Origin of the sequence: Anabaena sp. UHCC 0399 (genome assembly GCF_034931465.1) — a bacterium.
In the GTDB taxonomy this organism is placed as follows: Bacteria; Cyanobacteriota; Cyanobacteriia; order Cyanobacteriales; family Nostocaceae; genus Trichormus; species Trichormus minutissimus.
The window spans coordinates 70,148-91,548 of sequence record NZ_JAYGGZ010000004.1 but is presented as its reverse complement, the minus strand read 5'-3'; the positions used below and the strand labels follow the sequence as shown (position 1 = coordinate 91,548).

Genomic DNA, 21,401 nt, shown 5'->3' with positions numbered 1-21,401 from the left:
CAGCAGCCACAAGGCAATTTAAATGCCTAAAAACATACTCCACAACGCCTACACCAATGCGCCTGAACAGCACCCTAACTTAATACTCGGTAGCCTGCAACTGCTTTTCTGGTTGTTCTTCCGTCCTTCAGCGTGGCATAACCACCTCAAGCGCATTGACCCCACTTTAGACAGCGAATCTTCTTTGATTACTGTAATAAGACGAGGAGGATGGCGGTTAATCATTCAGGGAAACATTATCTTACCTATTCTGGCTAACTTAATACTTGGCTTAGTGCTGTTGATATTGGGTGTACCAGTCGAAACTATAGTTGCTCGCGTGGCGGTAGGCGTGGCGGGAGGCGTGGCGGTAGGCGTAGCGGAAGGCGTGGCGTTAGGCGTGGCGTTCGGCGTGGCGTTCGGCGTGGCGTTCGGCGTGGCGTTCGGCGTGGCGTTCGACGTGGCGTTAGGCGTGGCGGTAGGCGTGGCGTTCGGCGTGGCGAGAGGCGTGGCGAGAGGCGTGGCGTTCGGCGTGGCGGAAAGCGTGGTGGTAGGCGTGGTGGTAGGCGTGGCGTTCGGCGTGGTGGTAGGCGTGGCGGAAAGCATGGCGAGAGGCGTGGCGGGAGGCGTGGCGGTAGGCGTGGGAGTTAATATTAACTCATGGCGACCTATTATATTATTTCCATTTCTCACAGTATGGAATTATCTACTCTATCTATTAGACAAACAACGTAATGCTCAAAGCCCTTGTTTATTGCGCTTTCACTCTGCTTTCTGGGATGAGTGGCAGCGTTTACATTTATCTGGCTTAGACGAGTATCTTCTTTTCGTCATCGGACATAATCTAGTCGAAGGCAAAACTGCTTTAGAATACTTAAGTACCAGTCCCCAGCGTTGGGCTGTTCAATCCGTACAAATTGAACTAGATGCACGCTATTTACAAGCCTGTGCGGATGTAGAAGCTATTCGTCAAATTTACCGCAGTTTAGAAATCGGCGAATTACAAAGTCCTGTTAACCCTATACTCAGCATTTTTAACCGCATTAGTCAAGATATAGACGCGGCTCTAAATCAAAACAGTACATATAACCAGCGTCTACTCCTCAAAGATGTTGCAGACAAATTAGAAGGAAACTTACGAGAATTCACTCGTAGCAACGACAAATACACAGTACGTTTCCGTCCCATAGTCACAAGTTGGCGTGATATAGTCACCAACTATATAGAAGAACTAGTTAAAGCTACCGAACTCCGCCAAGAAATTGACTCACCATATATTACTGGCGTACCTCTCACACTAGAACAAGCAATCTTTACAGGCCGTACTGATATCGGTACACGCATTGAGCAATTACTGTTAGACCGCCGTCGTCCTCCCTTGCTACTATACGGTCAGCGACGCATGGGCAAAACTTCCCTACTCCACAACATCGGGAAGTTACTCCCAAATTCCATCATCCCCATGTTTGTAGACTTGCAAGGCGCACCCACATCAGCCAGCGACTACACAGGTTTTCTCTACAACTTAGCTAGAGGGATGACAACTTCCGCCAAACAGCAAGGCGCGTTAACACTACCTACTCTCACACGGGAAACATTAAAAGATGATCCCTTTACACGATTTGATGAATGGCTATATCAGGTAGAAGAAACACTAGAACAGAATACCGCTTTGCTGATGTTAGATGAGTTCGAGACATTAGACAGCGCAATCACTAGGGGACGCTTCGATGAGGAAGATGTGTTAGGAATGCTGCGCCACTTAATTCAACACCGTACCCGCTTCAAGGTGTTAATAGCAGGCTCTCATACTATTGAAGAATATCAGCGTTGGGCTAGTTATTTAATTAATGTCCAAGTGGTGCATATCTCCTATTTAAAGGAAGAAGAAGCACGACAATTAATAGTAGCACCAGTCAAAGATTTGACTCTCCGCTATGAACCTGATGCAGTTGAGCGAGTTCTGCAACTTACCCGTTGTCATCCGTTCTTAATACAGCTACTTTGTGCGGAAATTATCGTTTTAAAAAATGAGCAAGACCCTTCTATTCGTCGCTTGGTAACTTTAGCAGATGTGGCAGCAGCCATACCAGAAGCTTTGCAAAGTGGTAGCTTTTTCTTCGCTGATATGCAAAATAATCAAGTAGATGACAGTGGGCGCGAGATTTTACGCTTTATTGCTGCTCAAGGGGAAGGGGTAATTGTTAGCAAGCTCACTTTATCACAACGGTTTCCTGATGTTTGGGAAAGAACAATTGAACTGTTATTACAGCGAGAGTTAATCGAGGAAGTTGGGGAGGGTTATCGTTTCCAGGTGGAGTTAATTCGGTTGTGGTTTACTCGGTAATTACAAGCCGTATTTTTTACTTATCTCACGCAGAGGCGCAGAAACGCAGAGGAGAGTACAAGCGGTCTATTGGGGAGAGGAAACTAAGGTAAAGATGGTAATTTCAGGACGGGCGAATAAACGCAGATGTAAGCCTGTCATTCCTACACCTCGGTTGGTGTATAAGAGCATTTTTCCTACCTCGTACTCTCCTGAGTAATACTTTTCACCCCAAGGCGGTAGGATTAGGGGTCTGATGAAAGGTAGCCGGATTTGTCCGCCGTGGGAATGTCCTGATAGTTGCAGGTCAAATTTGGCTGTGGCTGCGCTGGTAGTCGCAAAGTCTGGTTCATGGGCTAATAAAATGGCTGCTCCCTGTGGAGGTAATTGCTGCAATACTAAATCTAGGCGGTCTTTACCCATACCCACATCATCAACCCCAGCAATATTTAAAATGGCGTTGCCTCTTTGAAGTGTGTAGACGGTATTATCTAAATCAAATACGCCGCTTTGTTTGAGTATTTTAATGATGGCTTTGGTGTCGTTTTCGTGGTCATGATTGCCTAAAACAGCCACAGTTCTGTCGCGGGGTGTAAGCTGTTCTAAGGCTGGCTTGAGTGATGGGATTAATCGGGGTAAGTTACGCGTTACTAAGTCCCCGGTAATGGCTACTAAGTCCGGGTGTTGTTGATTAACTAGGTGGACAATACGCTTTAAACGCCTCGTAGTCATCCATTGGTCGCGGTGAATATCGCTAATCTGCACAATCCGATAGCCATTAAATTCTGATGCGAGATGGGGTAGAGTCAGTTGTAAAGATTTGATCTCAATCCAATTTGGTTCAATTACCTTGGCGTATAGTAAGATGCAGAATATTAATAAAAATAACCACCGCAAGTATTGAAAGATTAGTTGACTGGCTTTGAGCAGCCACTTACGATTTCTCAAGATGTAATCTCCTGTGACGTAACTGCCAGTTCTGCTGTTATGCTATTTTTTTAAATTTCGCGGTAAATCACCTTGGGGATAGAAGCGTAATTCGTAATTCGTAACCAAAAGTTTCTCCCCCTACACCCCCACCTCTTCACTGTCACCTGTCCCCTATCACCTGTAACCTATAATGAGAGATGTGATATACTAGCCTTTCTCTCAATTACCCTTGGTTTATGGGACTGCCAATTGTTGCAATTATCGGTCGCCCAAATGTGGGCAAATCCACCCTGGTTAATCGACTCGCCGGGGAACAAACGGCGATTGTCCATGATGAACCGGGTATGACGCGCGATCGCACTTATATGCCGGCTTACTGGAGCGATCGCGAGTTTTTAGTAGTAGATACAGGCGGTTTGGTATTTAATGATGACACCGAATTTCTGCCCCTGATCCGCCAACAGGCTTTAGCAGCCCTGGCAGAAGCTTCTGCTGCTATCTTTGTTGTTAATGGTCAAACTGGCCCTAATTCGGCAGATGAAGAAATTGCCGAATGGTTACGCCAACAGCCAGTGCCAATTTTTCTAGCAGTGAATAAATGCGAATCACCTGAACAGGGTTCAATTCAAGCTGCCGAATTTTGGGAACTAGGCCTAGGAGAACCATACCCCCTCTCCGCGATTCATGGCAACGGTACAGGTGAGTTATTAGACGAACTCATCAAACACATCCCCACTGTTGCGGATGTAGCAGACAGCAATGAAATAAAAATTGCGATCGTCGGACGGCCTAATGTCGGCAAATCAAGCTTACTCAACTCTTTTGTAGGTGAAGAAAGAGTCATTGTTAGCCCAATTTCTGGCACAACCCGCGATGCGATCGATACTTTTATCGAAAGAGATGGACAATCCTATCGCCTGATAGATACAGCCGGGATTCGCAAAAAGAAAAACGTCGAATATGGCCCGGAGTTTTTTAGCATTAACCGCGCTTTTAAAGCAATTCGCCGCGCCGATGTGGTTTTATTAGTTTTAGATGCCCTAGATGGTGTAACAGAACAAGATCAAAAATTAGCTGGGCGAATTATTGAAGAAGGTCGAGCCTGTATTATCGTCGTCAATAAGTGGGATGCAGTCGAAAAAGACTCCTATACTATCTACGACTACGAAAAAAATATGGAAGGCCGGCTACATTTTACAGAATGGGCAGAGACAATTTTTGTCAGTGCTTTAACCGGACAACGGGTAGAAAAGATTTTAGAGTTGGTAACTCAAGCAGCCACAGAACACAAACGCCGCGTTAGTACATCAGTGGTTAACGAAGTCTTGGAAGATGCGTTGAAATGGCATTCTCCCCCAACTTCACGCGGTGGACGACAAGGTAAAATTTATTACGGTACACAAGTCAGCAGCCAACCGCCAACTATTGCTTTATTTGTCAATGAAGCTAAACGCTTTAATGACAACTACCGACGTTACATTGAAAGACAATTCCGCCAACAACTAGGGTTTAAAGGTACTCCCATTCGCATATTGTGGCGGAGTAAGAAAGTCCGAGATATGGAAAGCGGTAATGTTAACCGTGCAACTCGTGTTTAAGAGTGAGGAGTGCTGTTAGCGGTAGCGCGGCGTTTAGCCGGTGCTGAGTGAGGAGTGAGGAGTGAGGAGTGAGGGGTGCTGAGTGGGCAAAATAAAGTGTGCTAAGTTCTGGATATCAGGGCAGAATAGTCAAGAATCAAAAGTTCAAACTAAACTTTAATCTGAGAATTTACTAACCTTTAAATTCTCATTAGATAAACTCTTAACTTTCCATAACTCATAACTCAGCACTCATAACTCAGCACTCTCTCACTTAGCACTGAAAAATGGATTTACTGCGATCGCTTCCATTAGGACTATACCTAGAACAGCCACAAACTTGGTTACATAAACTTGATCCACGGGTCAAGTTTATCTGGTTGATGAGTTTTCTGACTAGCTACAGCTTTGCTAATAATCAATGGCGCATACTACTAGTAGCACTATTAATTATTTTTACTTTAACTGCTAAAATCCCCCGGCGTGTCTGGCAACAACAAATGGGTTGGCTGTTAACACTAACATTTTTAGTGTTCATGATTTCAGCGATCAGTCCTGATGGATTGGGTATAGATTATCAGCCACGTCTACCAGCTAACTCTCAAGTTTTAGCCCCACTAACTAATAATAATTCCCCAGTTGTTCAAGAACAGGTAAAAAGTAGCAAAAGCTATAACTACATTCTGTTTCATCAAGGCCCTGTGAAAATCACTCGCCGTTCTCTAGATTTAGCAACGCGCTTAAGTACGATTATATTTACTGTTATTTACAGCACCAACTTGTATTTACTGACAACTGCACCAGAGGAAATTACTGCTGGGATAGAAAGCCTCATGCAGCCGCTACGGCGATTTAAGATACCCGTTACTGAAATTACTTTGACTTTAACTTTATCATTGCGGTTCATTCCCCTAGTCTTAGAAGAGGTACAGAATTTAGTGCGTTCTGTGATGACTAGGGCAATTAATTGGAAAAAGTTAGGTTTAAAAGGTGGATTCAAAGTCTGGTTGATTGTCGCCGAAAGATTATTAGAAAATCTCTTGTTACGCGCCGAACAAATGGCTAGTGCGATGATGGTACGCGGTTTTACCAGTCCCAACGAACACCGAGTCCCGTGGCATGATTTACGTTTAAAATCATGGGACTGGTTAGCGATCGCAACTCTCACCCTATTTTGGGGAGTAAGAATCGTTTTAGGAAATCAACTTTAGGGGAATAGGCAACAAATATAACATTTTATGTGGCACTGGCGATCGCTTCCATTAGAAAATCGTACTGGTTCGGAAATTTTCTCTGCCTTATTTCACTCCCACACTACATCTGAAATAGCCACCCTCCTAGAAAGTCCTTACCCTACACCCACAAACCAACCTCAACTGAGTCGCTATTCTATCTGTGCAGGCGCACCCAGAATAATAAATGGAGTTCCGCAGATGTGGACACCAGAATTAGGGGATATTTTTGGTTTGCTGGAGAATTTGTTGCAAGTTAGAGGAATAGGGAAACAAGATAAAATTTCTCTCCCATCTCCACAACTCCCCTTCACTGGCGGTTGGCTGGGATGGCTTGGCTATGACGCATCTGGGGAAATTGAACAACTACCCCAGACAAAAATTGATCCCTTACCATTTCCTGTAGCTTTTTGGTATGAACCAGATGCTTTTGCAGTTTTGGATCATGTGCAACAAGTTTTATGGTTAGCTGCTAGCGATGCGGTTGATCTTGATGGGTTGGAACTGCGTTTAGGACAAATAGATCCAGAAAACTCACCGCAGCATATCACCCCCATCACTAATTACCCTGTTGCACCGGAATTTTTTACATCTCAATCAGATTATGAAACCGCCGTTAACCGGGCTAAAAAATATATTCAGGCGGGAGATATCTTTCAAGCGAACCTATCTTTAAGATTTGCCGCCACTACCTCAGCTAGTGGTTGGTCGATTTATCAAGCCTTACATAAAATTAATCCTTCCCCCTTTGCTAGCTATTGGCGTACACCTTGGGGTGAAGTTATTAGCTGTTCACCAGAAAGATTAGTTTTATTACAAAATGGGCAAGCCCAAACCAGACCGATCGCCGGCACGCGATCGCGTGGTATAACTCCAGAACAAGACCAGCAACTAGCTAAAGAACTCCTCAGCAACACCAAAGAACGGGCAGAACACATCATGCTGGTAGATTTGGAACGCAATGATTTAGGGCGAGTCTGTGAATGGGGAACAGTCACCGTTGATGAATTGCTGACCATTGAAAGATATAGTCACGTTATGCACCTTGTCAGCAATGTTACAGGGAAATTGAGCGATTGCACACCCATTGATTTAATTCGTGCCTTATTCCCTGGTGGTACAATTACAGGCTGTCCCAAAGTCCGGTGCATGGAAATCATCGAAGAACTAGAACCAGTGCGCCGCAGCTTATTCTACGGTTCATGCGGTTATTTAGATTGGCGCGGCAACCTAGACTTAAATATTCTCATCCGTACCCTACTACTAACCCCCAACGCCCCATTCAAAACCGTCTGGGGACAAGTAGGTGCTGGAATTGTCGCCGACAGTGACCCGGAAAAAGAATGGTACGAATCTCTGCACAAAGCCCAAGCGCAGTTGGCAGCATTGAAAATGGTTAGGGGAACAGGTGACAGGTGACAGGTGACAGGTGACAGGGGTGATTCAATTTTGAATTTTGAATTTTGAATTTTGAATTGAATTCCCCAAACTGTAACAATACAGACTGTTAAGATGAACAATTATTAGGAAAATTCCCCTGTTGGAGATTTTGCTCTAACGAGCGATAATTATGGCAACATAGAGAGATGTGAGAGTAAACAGCAGTATCAGAGTCGGCTTTTGCCCTGGACGAGTTCAAAGGGCGCATCCCATCGTTAGCGCATTGTAGAAGTTATCCCAAAGCCCACATACTCAGTCTGTTCTCTTTTGCTTTTTGTCTTGTTTTACTAGCTTCATCTACCTATCAGAAATATCAAGGTCGTCATCAACTTCATAAAAGGGTAGAATTTGCTGATTCTCAAATGAATTTCTACAAATATTCTGGCGAAAGGGAGATATTATCGTCTGGATGTTTGTACTTCACTGCCAAAAAATATATTATTCTCCTACTTGATTATTAGATGAATCCAGAAAGCGCAGAAACTTACATCAATCATCCCACTTGGGGCTTGCTATATCGGATCTGCATGGTTGATGATGCCCAGGATCTGTTCACTACACTCTACGCCCAACGCCTGTTTTTTTTGGTGGTGAACGACATGAAGGCACTGAAATTTCAACCCATAGGGCGTACAGAAGCCCGAATGTTGTTGGAAAATCGTTTGCGAACTTTGCGTCGTAATGGTCTGTCACAGGAGTACGATCAGCTTCAGAGTGTTTTCCAACGCACCTTCCAATGATTAGTTCGATTAGCGAACGTATTACTCAAATTCGTGCATCTATTCCAGCTTCAGTCAGGTTAATTGCTGTCACCAAGCAAATGCCAACTGAAGTTATTCGTGTTGCCTATGCAGCTGGTATCCGCGATTTTGCTGAAAATCGCATCCAAGAAGCTGCTACCAAACAAGAACAGTTACAAGAGTTCTCAGATATTACTTGGCATTTTATTGGCCATTTGCAAAGTAATAAAGCCAAAAAAGCCCTTGAACAATTTGACTGGATTCACTCCTTAGATAGTTTGCAGCTGGCACAGCGTTTAAATCAAGTAGCACAACAGCTAGGCGTAAGTCCCCAAGTGTGCCTACAAGTAAAAATCCTCCCTGATCCCAGTAAGTCGGGTTGGAGTGTGCCGGAACTACTAGCCGATTTACCTGCCCTCAACCAGTGTAAAAATTTACAAATTCAGGGTTTAATGACAATTCCGCCATTTGGTCTAGACGATACTGAAAGTCTTCATGTGTTTAATGAAACTCACCAGTTAGCCAAAGAAATTTCTGAACAAAACTGGGATCACATCAAAATGCAAGAGTTATCGATGGGTATGTCAGGGGACTACCAACTGGCAGTACAGGCTGGGGCAACAATGGTAAGATTAGGGACTATCTTGTTTGGTAAGCGCACTTAGGTAGAACAGCCCCATTATTTTTTGATCGTGTTTTTGGTTGCCCAGTATGAACTACGGTTAGACTAGAGTCATACTGGTGCTATAAAACACATAAAATATTTTTTTAATGAAAATAAAAAATCAGAAAAAGGTGTTGAAGTCAACTTCCTTTCGGATCAGTGTTGGGATATAATCTTGACTCAATTATTGTATCTAGGTTAATGTACAGACGTTCCATGTAATACCAATTTGAAAAAGAATCTGACAGATATACATACTCAAGAACTTGTGATATCTAGCTCCCTTAATTTTGAATTGTGAATTGGTACAACGTCAGCCCATTGCCAATAACAGTAGTAGATGCTACAAATAACGATAAAATTATTGGGATTGTCTGCCCTTTGTAGCTTTACCGTTAGCTACATCATTTGATGAACCGGAATAAATAGAGACAATTATCAGCAGGAGCGTCACTAAATGAATAATATATTTTCTAAACTACGAGACTTTGTAGGTCTCAATGAACAAGTGGAATACGAATACTACGAAGAAGAAGCAGATACAGATAACTACCAAAATTTGTATCAACAAGAAAATCCTCAGCCAGCACCAGCAGAAGCCACCCCACCTAATCGACGTTGGCGAGAACCAGTGACTACAATGGGTGATGAGGTAGTAACAGGAACAAAATCGACGATGGGGAATGTGATTGGTATGCCAGGAGCAATTAACGGAATTTCTGAAGTATTAGTTCTAGAACCTCGGACATTTGAAGAAATGCCCCAGGCAATTCAAGCATTGCGTGAGCGCAAGTCAGTAGTGTTGAATCTGACAATCATGGATCCAGATCAAGCACAACGTGCAGTTGATTTTGTAGCTGGTGGGACTTACGCATTAGATGGACATCAAGAACGCATTGGCGAAAGTATCTTTTTGTTTACGCCCAGCTGCGTGCAAGTCAGCACACAAGGTGGAGTCATTCATGAAGTACCCCAACCCCCAGCCCGTCCCTCTCGTCCTGCAACCCCCAGTCCAACTGCTTGGGGCAATGAACCTAACAGAATGGTACAATAAGGTTAGATTAGTCATTAGTCAATAGTCAAAAGTTAAAGGTTTTTGACTATTGACTATCGACAAATGACCAATGACTAAGTGACTAATGACTATAAAATTTGGCTTGATTGGTGGTGGGGTAATGGGAGAATCGCTGTTATCCCGCCTTATTGCGCGAGAAATTTATCACCCATCAGAAGTCATAGTCAGCGAACCCCAGCTAGTGCGCCAAGCTTTTTTAAAACAGAAATATGATGTGAGTGTCACCACAGATAATAGTCTGGTGTTCAGTCAAGCCCAAGAAGTGGTGTTTTTGGCAGTGAAACCGCAGGTATTTAGTGCGATCGCTCAAGAATTAGCAGAAATGATTTTAGTTTCAGGACACTCACCCCTAGTCATTTCCATTTTGGCGGGAGTGTCTTTAAGTCAGCTAGAAGCAGCATTCCCGCAATTACCAGTCATTAGAGCCATGCCCAACACCCCTGCCACAGTTGGTGCAGGTATGACAGCTATGTGCTTAGGTGCATACACCCACCCCCAACACCAAAAGTTAGCACAGCAGATATTCTCGGCTGTAGGGGAAATTGTCGAAGTGAGCGAATCCTTGATGGATGCAGTCACAGGGTTATCTGGGAGTGGCCCGGCTTACGTAGCCATCTTAGTAGAAGCCCTCGCCGATGGTGGAGTCGCCGCCGGATTACCGAGGTCAATAGCTAATCAACTAGCATTACAAACCGTATTAGGGACAAGCAAATTATTGCAAGATAGCAGAATGCACCCAGCCGAACTAAAAGACCGTGTTACCAGCCCTGGTGGAACAACAATTGCAGGTGTAGCTAAATTAGAACAAGCAGGATTTCGTTCCGCCTTAATTGAAGCAGTCAAAGCAGCTGCATTGCGATCGCAAGAATTGGGAAAATGAGAGAGTGGTGAGTGGGGAGTAGTGAGTGGTGAGTAGGAGAAAATAGAGAATTTTTCCCAATTCCCAATTCCCAATTCTTATTCTCACTAACGAAGTTGACAAAAGACTCGTTAATATAGTAAACAGTCCGGTTGTAAAAGTGATTGAGTGAATTATCCCGCGCCGTCTCCAGAACTAGACCTAGGGTTGATATTTCCCTTTGAGCTAGATCAGTTTCAAAAAGATGCGATCGCGTCCCTGAACGCGGGACGCTCTGTTGTCGTGTGTGCGCCCACAGGTTCGGGCAAAACTTTGGTTGGTGAATACGCTATTTATCGCGCCCTAACACGAGGGAAGCGGGTATTCTACACCACTCCTTTAAAGGCACTGTCTAATCAGAAATTACGTGACTTCCGCGAAAAATTTGGCTTTGACTCGGTAGGTCTGTTAACGGGAGATGCCTCGATTAACAGAGATGCCCCCATTTTGGTGATGACCACCGAAATTTTTCGGAATATGCTCTACGGCACACCGATTGGGCAAGTTGGTATTTCCTTGGTGGACGTGGAAGCAGTGGTGTTGGATGAATGCCACTACATGAACGATCGCCAACGAGGTACAGTTTGGGAAGAATCAATTATCTACTGTCCCCGTGAAGTTCAACTAGTCGCCCTATCTGCTACCGTTGCCAATAGCGACCAACTCACCGACTGGCTAAATCGTGTTCATGGCCCTACTGACCTGATTTATTCCGATTTTCGCCCTGTCCCCTTAGCATTTAATTACTGTAGTCCCAAGGGACTGTTTCCCCTGCTGAATGACAGCAATACCAAAATCAACCCCCGTCTCGCCAACAGAGGGAAAAGAAAACAAGCGGATAGGGATAGAGGGAGAAATGGCAGACCAGAGGCCCCCAGCCTGATCTATACCCTGAACCATTTACAAGAACGGGATATGCTGCCGGCGATTTATTTTATTTTCAGTCGCCGGGGATGTGACAAAGCAGTAGCAGAGGTTGGTGATTTATGGCTGGTAGATAATGATGAGTCACAGGTGCTACGGCGACAAATCGACGACTTTTTAACTCGCAACCCCGAGGCCGGACGAACAGGACAAATTGCCCCCTTATATCGGGGAATTGCTGCCCACCACGCCGGCATTTTACCAGCTTGGAAGGTGTTGGTAGAAGAGTTATTCCAACAAGGTTTAATCAAAGTTGTCTTTGCCACAGAAACCCTAGCAGCCGGAATTAATATGCCCGCTAGGACAACAGTGATTTCCACCCTCTCCAAACGTACCGACACCGGACACCGCCTATTGAACGCTTCAGAATTTCTGCAAATGGCGGGTAGGGCAGGCCGACGGGGGATGGATAAACAAGGTTATGTAGTCACAGTCCAAACTCCCTTTGAAGGAGCAAAAGAAGCAGCGTATTTAGCCACCTCTAAACCAGACCCGTTAGTTAGTCAGTTTACCCCTAGCTACGGCATGGTTTTAAACTTGCTACAAACCCACACCTTAGAGAAAACTAAGGAACTGATAGAACGCAGTTTCGGGCAGTACATGGCGACATTACACTTAAGACCAGACTATGAATATATTGAAGAACTACAAACCGAATTAGCGACATTACAGGAGCAAATTGCTTCAGTCAGTCAAAATGAAGTGGCTATTTATGAAAAATTGTGGCAACGTCATAAAGTAGAACGCCAGTTATTGAAAACTCTAGAAGAACAAGCCCAGGAAGCGCGACAAGAACAAATTAAGATGCTCCTAGATTTTGCTGTTTCTGGGACACTGTTAAGCCTCAAGGGCAAGAATATTAAAACATCTACCCCTATAACAGCCGTTTTAGTGGGTCAATCTCCTACATCTGGGGAGTCTAGCTACTTAGTATGCCTCGGAAAAGATAATCGCTGGTATGTGGCGGCTACGGTAGATGTGGTAGATTTATATGCCGAATTGCCCCGCGTGGAAGTAGCAGCCGATATCTTCCCGCCCCAAGAGTTAGCCTTCAAACCAGGGCAATCATGCCGTGGGGATGAAATAACAGCTGCGATCGCTCAAAGTATCCCTGACCCCGAAGGATCTTTGCATCTCCCCCAGGAAGTAGCAGAACAACTGAGTCGGGTGACTGCGGTACAAGCTCAATTAGAAGCCCATCCCCTTTATCAATCTGGGAATATTGCCAAAGTTTTCAAGCGTCGGGAACGCTACGCTGAAATCGAAGAAGAACTGCAAGAATTGCAGGGACAAGTAGCGCAACAATCCCAACGTTATTGGGAAGAATTTCTCAATTTAATCACGATTTTGCAGCAATTTGATTGCTTAGACAACCTCGTTCCCACGCGACTGGGACAAGTCGCTGCCGCCATTCGGGGAGAAAATGAACTGTGGTTAGGTTTAACCTTAGCTAGTGGAGAATTGGATAACTTAGATCCCCAGCATTTAGCTGCTGTCATTGCGGCTTTAGTCACAGAAACACCCCGTCCCGATAGCAGAGTCAACTTTAACCTATCCCCAGAAATAGATGAAGCCTGGTCGAGTTTACAAAAAATTCGGCGGGCTGTTTTAAAGGTGCAGTACCGTCATGGTGTCACCTTGCCAGTAGGTTTAGAGAATCGATACATTGGCTTAATTGCCCTGGTTGAACAGTGGGCTTTAGGTACTGAGTGGGTAGAATTGTGTGAAAACACCACTTTAGATGAAGGTGACGTGGTGCGAATTTTACGCCGGACGTTGGATTTATTATCGCAGATACCCCACGTTCCCAATTTGCCAGATGCCTTACAGCGTAACGCCTATCGTGCTATGCAACTCATTGATCGATTCCCTGTTAATGAAGTAGTGGAATAATCAAACGAACTACCTTTAGCTCAAGCGGAGCTAGCTAGAGGTAGTTTATTTAGCACACATCCCTTAGCGTCTGGAACGTCTGCGGAGTCTGTCAATCATGACTGCGGTAATGATGACTAGTAGTTCATCAAGTTTGAATTGATGGATAAGCTTTTTTTGTAGTAAGGACTTTAGTCCTTAGAAAAATCAGGACTAAAGTCCTTACTACAAACCATCAAAACTAACTTGACACAGCACTAGTCCTTTAACAACGAGTTGCCAGAAGTAGGACATATTTAATAGGGTCAAACCGTTGTTGAGAACGGCTATGATTAATGCACATGAGATGAACTATGTACCTAATGCGATCGCTCAAAGTTTACAAAATCAACGCACCTATACCGTTGGAGTAGTTGTCACTTCCATCGCAGATCCTTTTTTTGGTGAGCTAGTAGAGGGAATTGAACAGGTTGCTAAAGAAGCGGGTTTAAATGTGCTGTTAAGTGCTTTACATGGAGATATTAACCTTATATCTTTGACGATTAACTATGGCAAATAGCAAGACTAAAAATGTGAGTAATCCAGCTAAATATAAAGGGTAACTATAGGTCTGGGGATTAGCTTGACTAACCAACATACCAGCAATTACAGGGCCTACTCCATTAGACATACTTAAATAAGATGAATTTAATCCTAAAGCTGTCCCTTGTTCTTCTGGTTTTGCATTTAGTGAAATCAAAGTGTTAATCATGGGTTGCACTAAAGAATTAAACAAGGAAAAAACTATACTAACAACCACAAAATAACTGACTATAGGGAAAACTGGCATTAAAAGAAATGAAAAACTTCTCACGCATAAACTCAAGAGTAATATTTTAGTTTCATTAAAATATTTGCTAAGAATTTTCACTCCCCAAGTCTGCATGATCACTCCTAATACTCCAAACAAGAGAAACATTAATGTTAAGGATTGGTTATCTTGTTTTAGTACATTTAGGAAGTAAGGTTGAAAAGCAAAAGTAAATAGAGTGAAAGTTGTACCAATAAAGAAGTTAATTATCAACAAAATACCAACTTTAGGAATAGCCAAACCTTTAATTAAATTATCTAAACCTAAATCAAAGATGTTGTGTGCTTGCTTATCTTTACTTTTGATAGTCTCTGGCAATAAAAATGTGGTAACTATCAGAGCTATCATTGCCACACTACCGGAAACTAAAAAAGCTGCCCCTAAAGATATCTGCTGTGCTGCTAAACTGGTGGCTGGCCCCAAGACAAAACCTAAACCCATTGCAGCCCCATATATGCCAAAACCTTGAGCGCGGCGTTCAGGCTCAGTCACATCAGAAATCATCGCCTGAGCAACGGCATTATTTCCCCCAGTAATTCCATCTAAAAAACGTGCCAAAAACAGAGTTGTTGCAGCTGTAGCTGTGCCAGCGAATAAATTAGCAATGACCGTTCCCGCTAAACTAATAATCAATAAAGGCTTACGCCCAAAGCGGTCTGAGAGTTTGCCAATAATGGGAGTCGCCAAAAATTGTGCGATCGCATAAATCGAAAATAGTAAACTAGTGTGGAAATCACTCAGTCCAAATTGTCTGCCATAAAGATAGATAATAGGAATTAAAATTGTAAAACTCAGGGAGTTAATAAATGCAACTAAAGCAATAATCCAAAAAATTCTATTCATGCGCAATCCATACTATCTATTTATTACGGTTCAAGTCTACTAGAAATAAACATATCAGCTTTTCTGTTCTAGCTAAATCATTACTGGCAATCTGGTTCAAATAAGATAATTTGCAGAAATAATAACGCTTATAGAGACGCTGCATTCAAACGTCTCTACACACGCACCCATAACGTTAACCGCCGCGTATTATCATCACTTGTATCTTTTGTGAATATTATCGATGAAATTTCCTATAAAAAAACCTGTTAAACCAAAAAAACAACGTCTGCTGCCGCGAATTCACATTAAAATCCACAATGGACAATTTGAAATACTTGGTATGGGTACATGGTATTCTTATTGGCGCGATCCTTACCATCTGCTGCTCACGATTCCTTGGAGTGGTTTCCTCATCCTAATTTGTATTTTTTACGTATTAATTAATGCTTTATTTGCCCTAGCTTACTTGGCTGGTGGAGACTGCATTGCTAACGCTCAACCTGGCTCTTTTTTGGATGCATTCTTCTTCAGCGTGCAAACTCTGGCATCCATTGGCTATGGTGCAATGTACCCCAAAACAACTTATGCCAATATTATTGTCACTATAGAAGCAATGATTGGATTGGTAGGAATTGCAGTCATGACAGGACTAGCATTTACTCGCTTTTCCCGACCTACCGCCCGTGTGATATTTAGTAATGTAGCAGTTATTACACCCCATGAAAATATGCCAACTTTCATGTTTCGCACTGCTAACCAGCGTCGTAATTTTATCCTAGAAGCACATATGCGGGTGTATTTAATGCGCGATGAAATAACAGCAGAAGGCGAGTTTATTCGTCGGTTTCATGATTTAAAGTTAGTCAGAAACCAAACACCTAATTTTACACTAAGTTGGGTAGTAATGCACCAAATTGATAAGTTTAGTCCTCTTTATGGGATGACGGCAGAATTACTTTCTCAAACCAACACTACTATTATTATTTCTCTGAGTGGCATTGATGAAACAGTCTCACAAGTAGTTCATACCCGTCATACTTATGCTGCTGATGATATTATCTGGAACAGTCGATTTGTTAATATTTTTCATCACACAAATGACGGGCATCGTTACATCGATTACAAACATTTTCACGATGTTTTACCTTTGGAATAGGGAATAGGGCATTGGATATTGATATTATATTTTTCTCCCCCTACTTCCCCTGCTTTCTTGTCCTCTGTCACCTGTCACCTATTTCCTTTGAGCCAAAACTGTTGCAGAATTTCACTAGGTTTGCGATCCCAAGTATCAATATGCTCGTAAATTAAATTATCCGAGTTGAGTTTATAGGTAGAATAACCATTAAAAAAAAGCCGCGCTTTCCAGGGAACACGCAACACGCCCCGAACTGTCCACCTCGCTATAATAGTGTCTGCGGCAGACTGATATACTTCATGCACGTCAAAGTAGATTTCTGTAAAGAATAGGCGCGCGTGAAATCTTAGAGTCCAAAATATAATTCGGTAATTAAATTTATATTTGAATTTATTTACTGGGTCTTGAAAGTAAATATCTTTTGTATATATATCATAAGATATATCTTGCTCAAACAGTGTGGGTAAATCCTGTTGCAGAGTTTTGATTACTTGTTCTATTGGTAGGCGAGATTCTACAAAGCTTGTCATTTATTTTTTGCTCAAAAACCAACAATAGGAAAATCATACCCCATACCACAATATGGTTCAGTTAAGGATAAATTGTAGCTTGGATTGAACGCAGTGAAACCCAACAAGCCCCTGGAAATGTTGGGTTTTGTTCCTCAATCCAACCTATGCATTTTAAGGTTTTTGACGCTAACTGAACGGTATGAAATACTGATTTTTCGTTGGTTCTTAATCTTGGTCGTGATCAAGAGTCCTTTAGATGCGTTTGCCCTGGGGTGGGAGTGGATGATTCTCAAACTGGGAATACTGGGAATCAATTCGGTGAGCTTTTTGAACCGTTCGTTGAAAAAACAGATTGGCTAATTTTAATTCTCGAAAAATCTTTTGCGGATCTTCAAGATGGGTTGTGGGTAGTTGCTGTCCCATTTTTTTGAGAACTAAACCCATAGGAATTTTAATTTCATCCTGAAGTTCAAGAAAACGGGTAAATATGGGTGCAAAGGCGGAAAATACAGAACCAGCACCTCCTCTAGCTTGTCCCCAACCGATGTAGTAAATTCCTTTGTAATCTTCAAGAAATGACCCTCCATAACATTTTACTGTTGCTCCTTCCACTCGTTGCAATTCTGGAGGTAAAAATGGATAGGCTACATGAAAACCAGTTGCACAAACAATTAAATCAAAGGTTTCTCGACTACCATCCGCAAATTTAACTTCTCCACCATCTAAATGTCTTACCTCTGGCTTATAGGTAATGCGACCGTGTTTAATATAGTAAGGCACTTCATTATTTAAGGTCGGGTGCTTATCAAAAATTCGATATTTGGGTTCGGGTAGACCATAATCTTTGTGCTTACCGAAGGTTAGCAGAATAATTACATAAGACATAAACCTCTGAAACCATTCTGGCATCCACCATTCAGTTAAATCGGAAACTGGAACACCCATAAAGGTTTTGGGAATAAACCACACAGATTCACGCATACTCAACACAGATTTAGCTCCCACCCTAGCTGCTTCTGCGGCTATATCACAAGCTGAGTTCCCTCCACCAATTACCAGAACTCTCTTACCACGTAGTTGCTGGGGATTTTTATAATCTTTGGAGTGAATTATTTCCCCATCAAATTCTCCTGAAAATTTGGGAAAACGTTTGCACCAGTGATGACCATTACAAATGATAATCCCTTTGTAAATTCGCTGTTCCCCATTATCAAAAGTAACTTCCCAGAGACTATTCTCAACAGGTCGCATATAGCTAACTTGACGATTTAGTTCAATATTTTTACGCAACCCAAAATGGTCAGCAAAGGAGTTTAAGTAATCTCGTATATTTTGAGCACTGGGAAAGTCCGGATAATTATCCGGCATGGGGAAATGGGTAAATTGGGTAATCTTCCGTGATGAAATAATGTGTGCAGTTTCATACACACCATGATACCAATTTCCACCAATGTCATCGCTGGCATCAACTTGGTCGTAGGGAATACTCGCGCTCTTGAGCACTTCAGCCATACCCAATCCCACAAAACCAGCCCCAAGAATTAAATGCTTGTGAGTAGTGTCCAACATAATTATTAATTTGACTTGACTATTTTCTAAACTTTTGGAAGATACCGTGCTAACCAACTCAAAAAGAGAGAATATTTCGTGAGGATATGAAAAGCTTGGGTTATAACATCAGGGAATACGTGCAATTTATTGACAACAATACTTCTATTGCTGCCCGCATTACCTGTGTGTGTTGGATCTGTTGTCATATATTCTGGAACACCCTGGCTTCTCTTAGCTAGAGTTCTATATCGTTCCGATTGCAGAATTGGAGTACGACTAAAAAATTGATAAACATCGGGAAGCTTGACTTTATCTTCCTTAACTTCATTGTTGTGTTTATTTCTCCCGATTTATTATTAGCTTCAAATGTTAGGGGAACTGATGATGCCTAACTGTAGCGATGAATACGGTATTTTAATTTTAAAAAAATTAGTGTGGCAAAGTTTCCTGGAGAAGTAGTTTCTCAATAGTTGCCCAGTAAGCTTCAGAATTTCGACGGAATCGAAGTTGCTCAATGCGAGTTGAGAGGTTATTTCAAGGGCGTAGACAATAAACTTTATCAGGTTAACAATAGTGAATCAAGGAATACAGATTTTCTGGTGGGAGACTAATATGGTTAATTTGAATTCTGCAAAGGTTAATAAAGGTAAATTTCAATAAGATTCCTCTAAGAACTTTTTTGTTTTATTCAAGTTACATCAGCCATTTTATCAAATGAAAAATAATCATAAATATCCACAAAAAACTGCGCTTATCACAGGATCAGCACATGGAATTGGCTACCAATTAGCATATATTTTTTCCCGTCATAGTTACAATCTGGTTTTAGTGGATAAAGATGAAGAAAAACTCGCAGTAATTGCTGAGGAACTTATCCAGGAATTTGGCATTTCTGTTAAAACTTTAGTTAAAGATTTATCTATATCAACATCCCCAGAAGAAATATTCACCGAATTACAACAAGCAGCAATCAAGATTGATGTATTAGTTAATAATGCTGGATTTGGTACTTATGGAGTATTTAGCGAAACTGACCTCACTACTGAACTAAAAATGTTACAAGTAAACATAGTGAGTCTCACTCATTTAACTAAGTTATTCCTCAAGGATATGATCTGCCAAGGCTATGGAAAAATATTAAATGTTGCCTCAGTTGCAGCTTTTCAACCAGGTCCACTAATGGCAGTGTATTTTGCGACTAAAGCTTATGTTTTATCATTTTCCGAAGCGATCACTAATGAATTAGAGGGTACAGGCGTAACAGTAACTACTCTTTGTCCAGGACCGACAGCATCAGAATTTCAAAAAGCAGCCGCAATGGAAGAATCCAAAATTTCTCATGTTAATAGAATGATGAATAGTGAGACTGTCGCTAAAATTGGCTACGATGGTTTAATGGCAAATAAAACTATTGTAATTCCTGGTTTTAGAAATAAGATATTAGCTAAATCCGTCAAATTTGCACCCAGAAACATAGTTAGCAAAGTCGTGAGGAATATGCACGAAACCAGGAAATAATAATCCGCCGTGGTTACATTTGGTATACTCCCAAATGTGTAAAAACATAATTTGTCATTGCGAGCGTAATGAAATGGCGCGAAGTAATCGCAATATCTAGGTGTTGCGATTGCGACCCTGCGAGAACGCTCTGCGAACATTCCACTTCCCTCCAGGACGGGAACGCGAAGGCTTCATTCGCAATGACAAAGTCTCATAAAATTACCTTTGCTCCAGATGATATTGCTACTTATAAAAAATCGGTTGCCAAAAGTGGCGCACTCACAGCCTATTGAACTATTACTGTAATGTTTTCTCCAGCTTCTTATCCCAAAAGAATAGGGGTATTTTAGAATTCCCTATACTGATAATTTCGAGTGAAAATAATACTGCTCTGGGTAAAGAACTTACTTGTGACACCGCCGCCTATCTCCAAAATCTCAAAATTAAGTATATTCCCGGTTGCGGACATTGGGTTCAACAAGAGCAGCCAGAACTATTTAACCAGGAAATCCTGACTTACTTTGTAATTTAATATACTAACTTTTTGTAAAAATTGATCATATTTTTTATTGGTAAATGCTGAAAAATTTTCCTCCTAAAAAATATATCTAATGATACATTTGCTTAAAGATATTTAATATTAAATTAAGTCAAGTATTTATGCTTAATTTATTGCTCAAAGATAGCTATAAAGCATAGATAGTAATCTTTTCAGCCTCACGAATACACCTGTTATCTAGAAAAGCAAATTGTGATTTAAATCAACATTATTTAGGAAGTTAGTGAGATAATAGAAGCGTGAGGAAAAGAACGGACACGAAATATAAGGAGAAAGGGGGAAATTTATGAAACTCAAGCTATTAGCAGCAGTAGTATTAGCTACTCCCCTATTTTTTGTAAACTCAGTCAAGGCTGGGAATCCACAAGATTTACAAAGGCTATTATCAACTGGGGAATGTGGTGGGTGTAATCTCTCAGGGATGAACCTCAATGGCGCACATTTAATTGGTGCTGATTTAAGAGGAGCAAACCTAGCTGGTGCAAACCTAGCTGGTGCAAATCTCGAAGGTGCTGATTTCACTAACGCTAACTTGAAAGGCGCGAACTTAAGCGCAGCCTTTATCACCAACGTCAACTTCAAAAAAGCCAATCTCAACAATGTCAACATGACTCGCGCTCATGTTATCGATTCCAATGTGTATGGCGCATCAATGGAAAACCTCACCATCACTGATGCAGAAATCTATCACACTGCGATCGGTGTGGGTGGCGAAGATGGTGCAGAAATTCCCGATTGGGATTAGGGTGAACTAAGTCAGCTAAACTTTAAGAAACAAAAGATGGGGTGAGAGAATTGGGTGTTAGCCA

The 21,401-nt window shown here is 42.1% G+C and carries 17 protein-coding genes; 13 read left to right on the top strand and 4 right to left on the bottom strand.

Annotated features, from left to right (window positions below; genetic code table 11):
- The first annotated feature begins 22 nt into the window (after positions 1-22).
- Positions 23-2,326 carry an AAA family ATPase gene (locus VB693_RS03315; RefSeq protein ID WP_323265040.1) on the top strand — a complete coding sequence of 768 codons (2,304 nt, stop codon included), beginning with the start codon at positions 23-25 and terminating at the stop codon, positions 2,324-2,326.
- A gap of 66 nt (positions 2,327-2,392) precedes the next feature.
- On the opposite strand, the gene VB693_RS03310 is transcribed toward VB693_RS03315, so the two are convergent.
- Positions 2,393-3,253 (bottom strand): metallophosphoesterase, encoded by an 861-nt coding sequence (locus tag VB693_RS03310; RefSeq protein ID WP_323265039.1) that lies wholly within the window; start codon positions 3,251-3,253, stop codon positions 2,393-2,395.
- Positions 3,254-3,471: 218 nt separating this feature from the next.
- Here VB693_RS03310 and der point away from each other — a divergent pair, with 218 nt between their 5' ends.
- The 9 genes from der (at position 3,472) to VB693_RS03265 (ending at position 14,216) form a co-directional block, all read left to right on the top strand.
- Positions 3,472-4,833, top strand: coding sequence for a ribosome biogenesis GTPase Der (gene der / locus VB693_RS03305; RefSeq protein WP_237989156.1), 1,362 nt, complete (start codon positions 3,472-3,474; stop codon positions 4,831-4,833).
- 266 nt (positions 4,834-5,099) lie between these two features.
- Positions 5,100-6,023, top strand: coding sequence for an energy-coupling factor transporter transmembrane protein EcfT (locus tag VB693_RS03300; protein ID WP_323265038.1), 924 nt, complete (start codon positions 5,100-5,102; stop codon positions 6,021-6,023).
- 27 nt (positions 6,024-6,050) lie between these two features.
- Positions 6,051-7,463, top strand: coding sequence for an anthranilate synthase component I (locus tag VB693_RS03295; RefSeq protein WP_323265037.1), 1,413 nt, complete (start codon positions 6,051-6,053; stop codon positions 7,461-7,463).
- A 482-nt stretch (positions 7,464-7,945) separates the two neighbouring features.
- Complete coding sequence (gene pipX, locus VB693_RS03290; protein WP_190708427.1) at positions 7,946-8,224, top strand: transcriptional coactivator PipX; 279 nt, start codon at positions 7,946-7,948, stop codon at positions 8,222-8,224.
- Entirely contained in the window at positions 8,221-8,889 is a 669-nt protein-coding gene (locus tag VB693_RS03285) for a YggS family pyridoxal phosphate-dependent enzyme (RefSeq protein ID WP_323265036.1), read from the top strand. The genes pipX and VB693_RS03285 overlap by 4 nt, the downstream gene beginning before the upstream one ends.
- 456 nt (positions 8,890-9,345) lie before the next feature.
- The gene (locus VB693_RS03280) at positions 9,346-9,942 is read left to right on the top strand and encodes a cell division protein SepF (protein WP_323265035.1); all 597 of its coding nucleotides are present in this window, start codon (positions 9,346-9,348) and stop codon (positions 9,940-9,942) included.
- Positions 9,943-10,027: 85 nt separating this feature from the next.
- Complete coding sequence (gene proC / locus VB693_RS03275; RefSeq protein WP_323265034.1) at positions 10,028-10,843, top strand: pyrroline-5-carboxylate reductase; 816 nt, start codon at positions 10,028-10,030, stop codon at positions 10,841-10,843.
- Positions 10,844-10,990: 147 nt separating this feature from the next.
- Positions 10,991-13,678, top strand: coding sequence for an RNA helicase (locus VB693_RS03270; protein WP_323265033.1), 2,688 nt, complete (start codon positions 10,991-10,993; stop codon positions 13,676-13,678).
- Between the two features lie 307 nt (positions 13,679-13,985).
- Positions 13,986-14,216, top strand: a complete 231-nt coding sequence (locus VB693_RS03265; protein ID WP_323265032.1) for a hypothetical protein — start codon at positions 13,986-13,988, stop codon at positions 14,214-14,216.
- On the opposite strand, the gene VB693_RS03260 is transcribed toward VB693_RS03265, so the two are convergent.
- Positions 14,166-15,350, bottom strand: a complete 1,185-nt coding sequence (locus VB693_RS03260) for an MFS transporter (RefSeq protein WP_190708417.1) — start codon at positions 15,348-15,350, stop codon at positions 14,166-14,168. The two genes, VB693_RS03265 and VB693_RS03260, sit on opposite strands and share 51 nt — an antisense overlap.
- 223 nt (positions 15,351-15,573) lie before the next feature.
- Here VB693_RS03260 and VB693_RS03255 point away from each other — a divergent pair, with 223 nt between their 5' ends.
- On the top strand, positions 15,574-16,488 hold the full coding sequence (locus VB693_RS03255; protein ID WP_323265031.1) for an ion channel: 915 nt from the start codon (positions 15,574-15,576) through the stop codon (positions 16,486-16,488).
- A 74-nt stretch (positions 16,489-16,562) separates the two neighbouring features.
- Here the strand turns inward: VB693_RS03255 and VB693_RS03250 are convergent, their stop codons facing one another.
- Together VB693_RS03250 and VB693_RS03245 are read right to left on the bottom strand one after the other, a co-directional pair.
- The gene (locus VB693_RS03250) at positions 16,563-17,000 is read right to left on the bottom strand and encodes a DUF2358 domain-containing protein (RefSeq protein ID WP_323265030.1); all 438 of its coding nucleotides are present in this window, start codon (positions 16,998-17,000) and stop codon (positions 16,563-16,565) included.
- 234 nt (positions 17,001-17,234) lie between these two features.
- Entirely contained in the window at positions 17,235-18,551 is a 1,317-nt protein-coding gene (locus VB693_RS03245) for an NAD(P)/FAD-dependent oxidoreductase (RefSeq protein ID WP_323265029.1), read from the bottom strand.
- 696 nt (positions 18,552-19,247) lie between these two features.
- On the opposite strand from VB693_RS03245, the gene VB693_RS03240 reads away from it, so the two are divergent.
- Together VB693_RS03240 and VB693_RS03235 are read left to right on the top strand one after the other, a co-directional pair.
- Positions 19,248-20,051 (top strand): SDR family oxidoreductase, encoded by an 804-nt coding sequence (locus tag VB693_RS03240; RefSeq protein WP_323265028.1) that lies wholly within the window; start codon positions 19,248-19,250, stop codon positions 20,049-20,051.
- An 827-nt stretch (positions 20,052-20,878) separates the two neighbouring features.
- A complete protein-coding gene (locus VB693_RS03235) occupies positions 20,879-21,337 on the top strand; it encodes a pentapeptide repeat-containing protein (protein WP_323265027.1) in 459 nt (152 codons plus the stop codon).
- Positions 21,338-21,401 lie beyond the last annotated feature (64 nt).

Bases quoted from the DNA above. Each gene is read 5' to 3' on its own strand.
- der (WP_237989156.1), top strand. From the start codon at position 3,472: ATGGGACTGCCAATTGTTGCAATTATCGGTCGCCCAAATGTGGGCAAA.
- VB693_RS03255 (WP_323265031.1), top strand. From the start codon at position 15,574: ATGAAATTTCCTATAAAAAAACCTGTTAAACCAAAAAAACAACGTCTG.
- VB693_RS03250 (WP_323265030.1), bottom strand. From the start codon at position 17,000: ATGACAAGCTTTGTAGAATCTCGCCTACCAATAGAACAAGTAATCAAA.
- VB693_RS03280 (WP_323265035.1), top strand. From the start codon at position 9,346: ATGAATAATATATTTTCTAAACTACGAGACTTTGTAGGTCTCAATGAA.
- VB693_RS03260 (WP_190708417.1), bottom strand. From the start codon at position 15,350: ATGAATAGAATTTTTTGGATTATTGCTTTAGTTGCATTTATTAACTCC.
- VB693_RS03265 (WP_323265032.1), top strand. From the start codon at position 13,986: ATGATTAATGCACATGAGATGAACTATGTACCTAATGCGATCGCTCAA.
- VB693_RS03300 (WP_323265038.1), top strand. From the start codon at position 5,100: ATGGATTTACTGCGATCGCTTCCATTAGGACTATACCTAGAACAGCCA.
- VB693_RS03315 (WP_323265040.1), top strand. From the start codon at position 23: ATGCCTAAAAACATACTCCACAACGCCTACACCAATGCGCCTGAACAG.
- VB693_RS03240 (WP_323265028.1), top strand. From the start codon at position 19,248: ATGAAAAATAATCATAAATATCCACAAAAAACTGCGCTTATCACAGGA.
- VB693_RS03245 (WP_323265029.1), bottom strand. From the start codon at position 18,551: ATGTTGGACACTACTCACAAGCATTTAATTCTTGGGGCTGGTTTTGTG.
- VB693_RS03285 (WP_323265036.1), top strand. From the start codon at position 8,221: ATGATTAGTTCGATTAGCGAACGTATTACTCAAATTCGTGCATCTATT.
- proC (WP_323265034.1), top strand. From the start codon at position 10,028: ATGACTATAAAATTTGGCTTGATTGGTGGTGGGGTAATGGGAGAATCG.
- VB693_RS03235 (WP_323265027.1), top strand. From the start codon at position 20,879: ATGAAACTCAAGCTATTAGCAGCAGTAGTATTAGCTACTCCCCTATTT.
- VB693_RS03295 (WP_323265037.1), top strand. From the start codon at position 6,051: ATGTGGCACTGGCGATCGCTTCCATTAGAAAATCGTACTGGTTCGGAA.
- pipX (WP_190708427.1), top strand. From the start codon at position 7,946: ATGAATCCAGAAAGCGCAGAAACTTACATCAATCATCCCACTTGGGGC.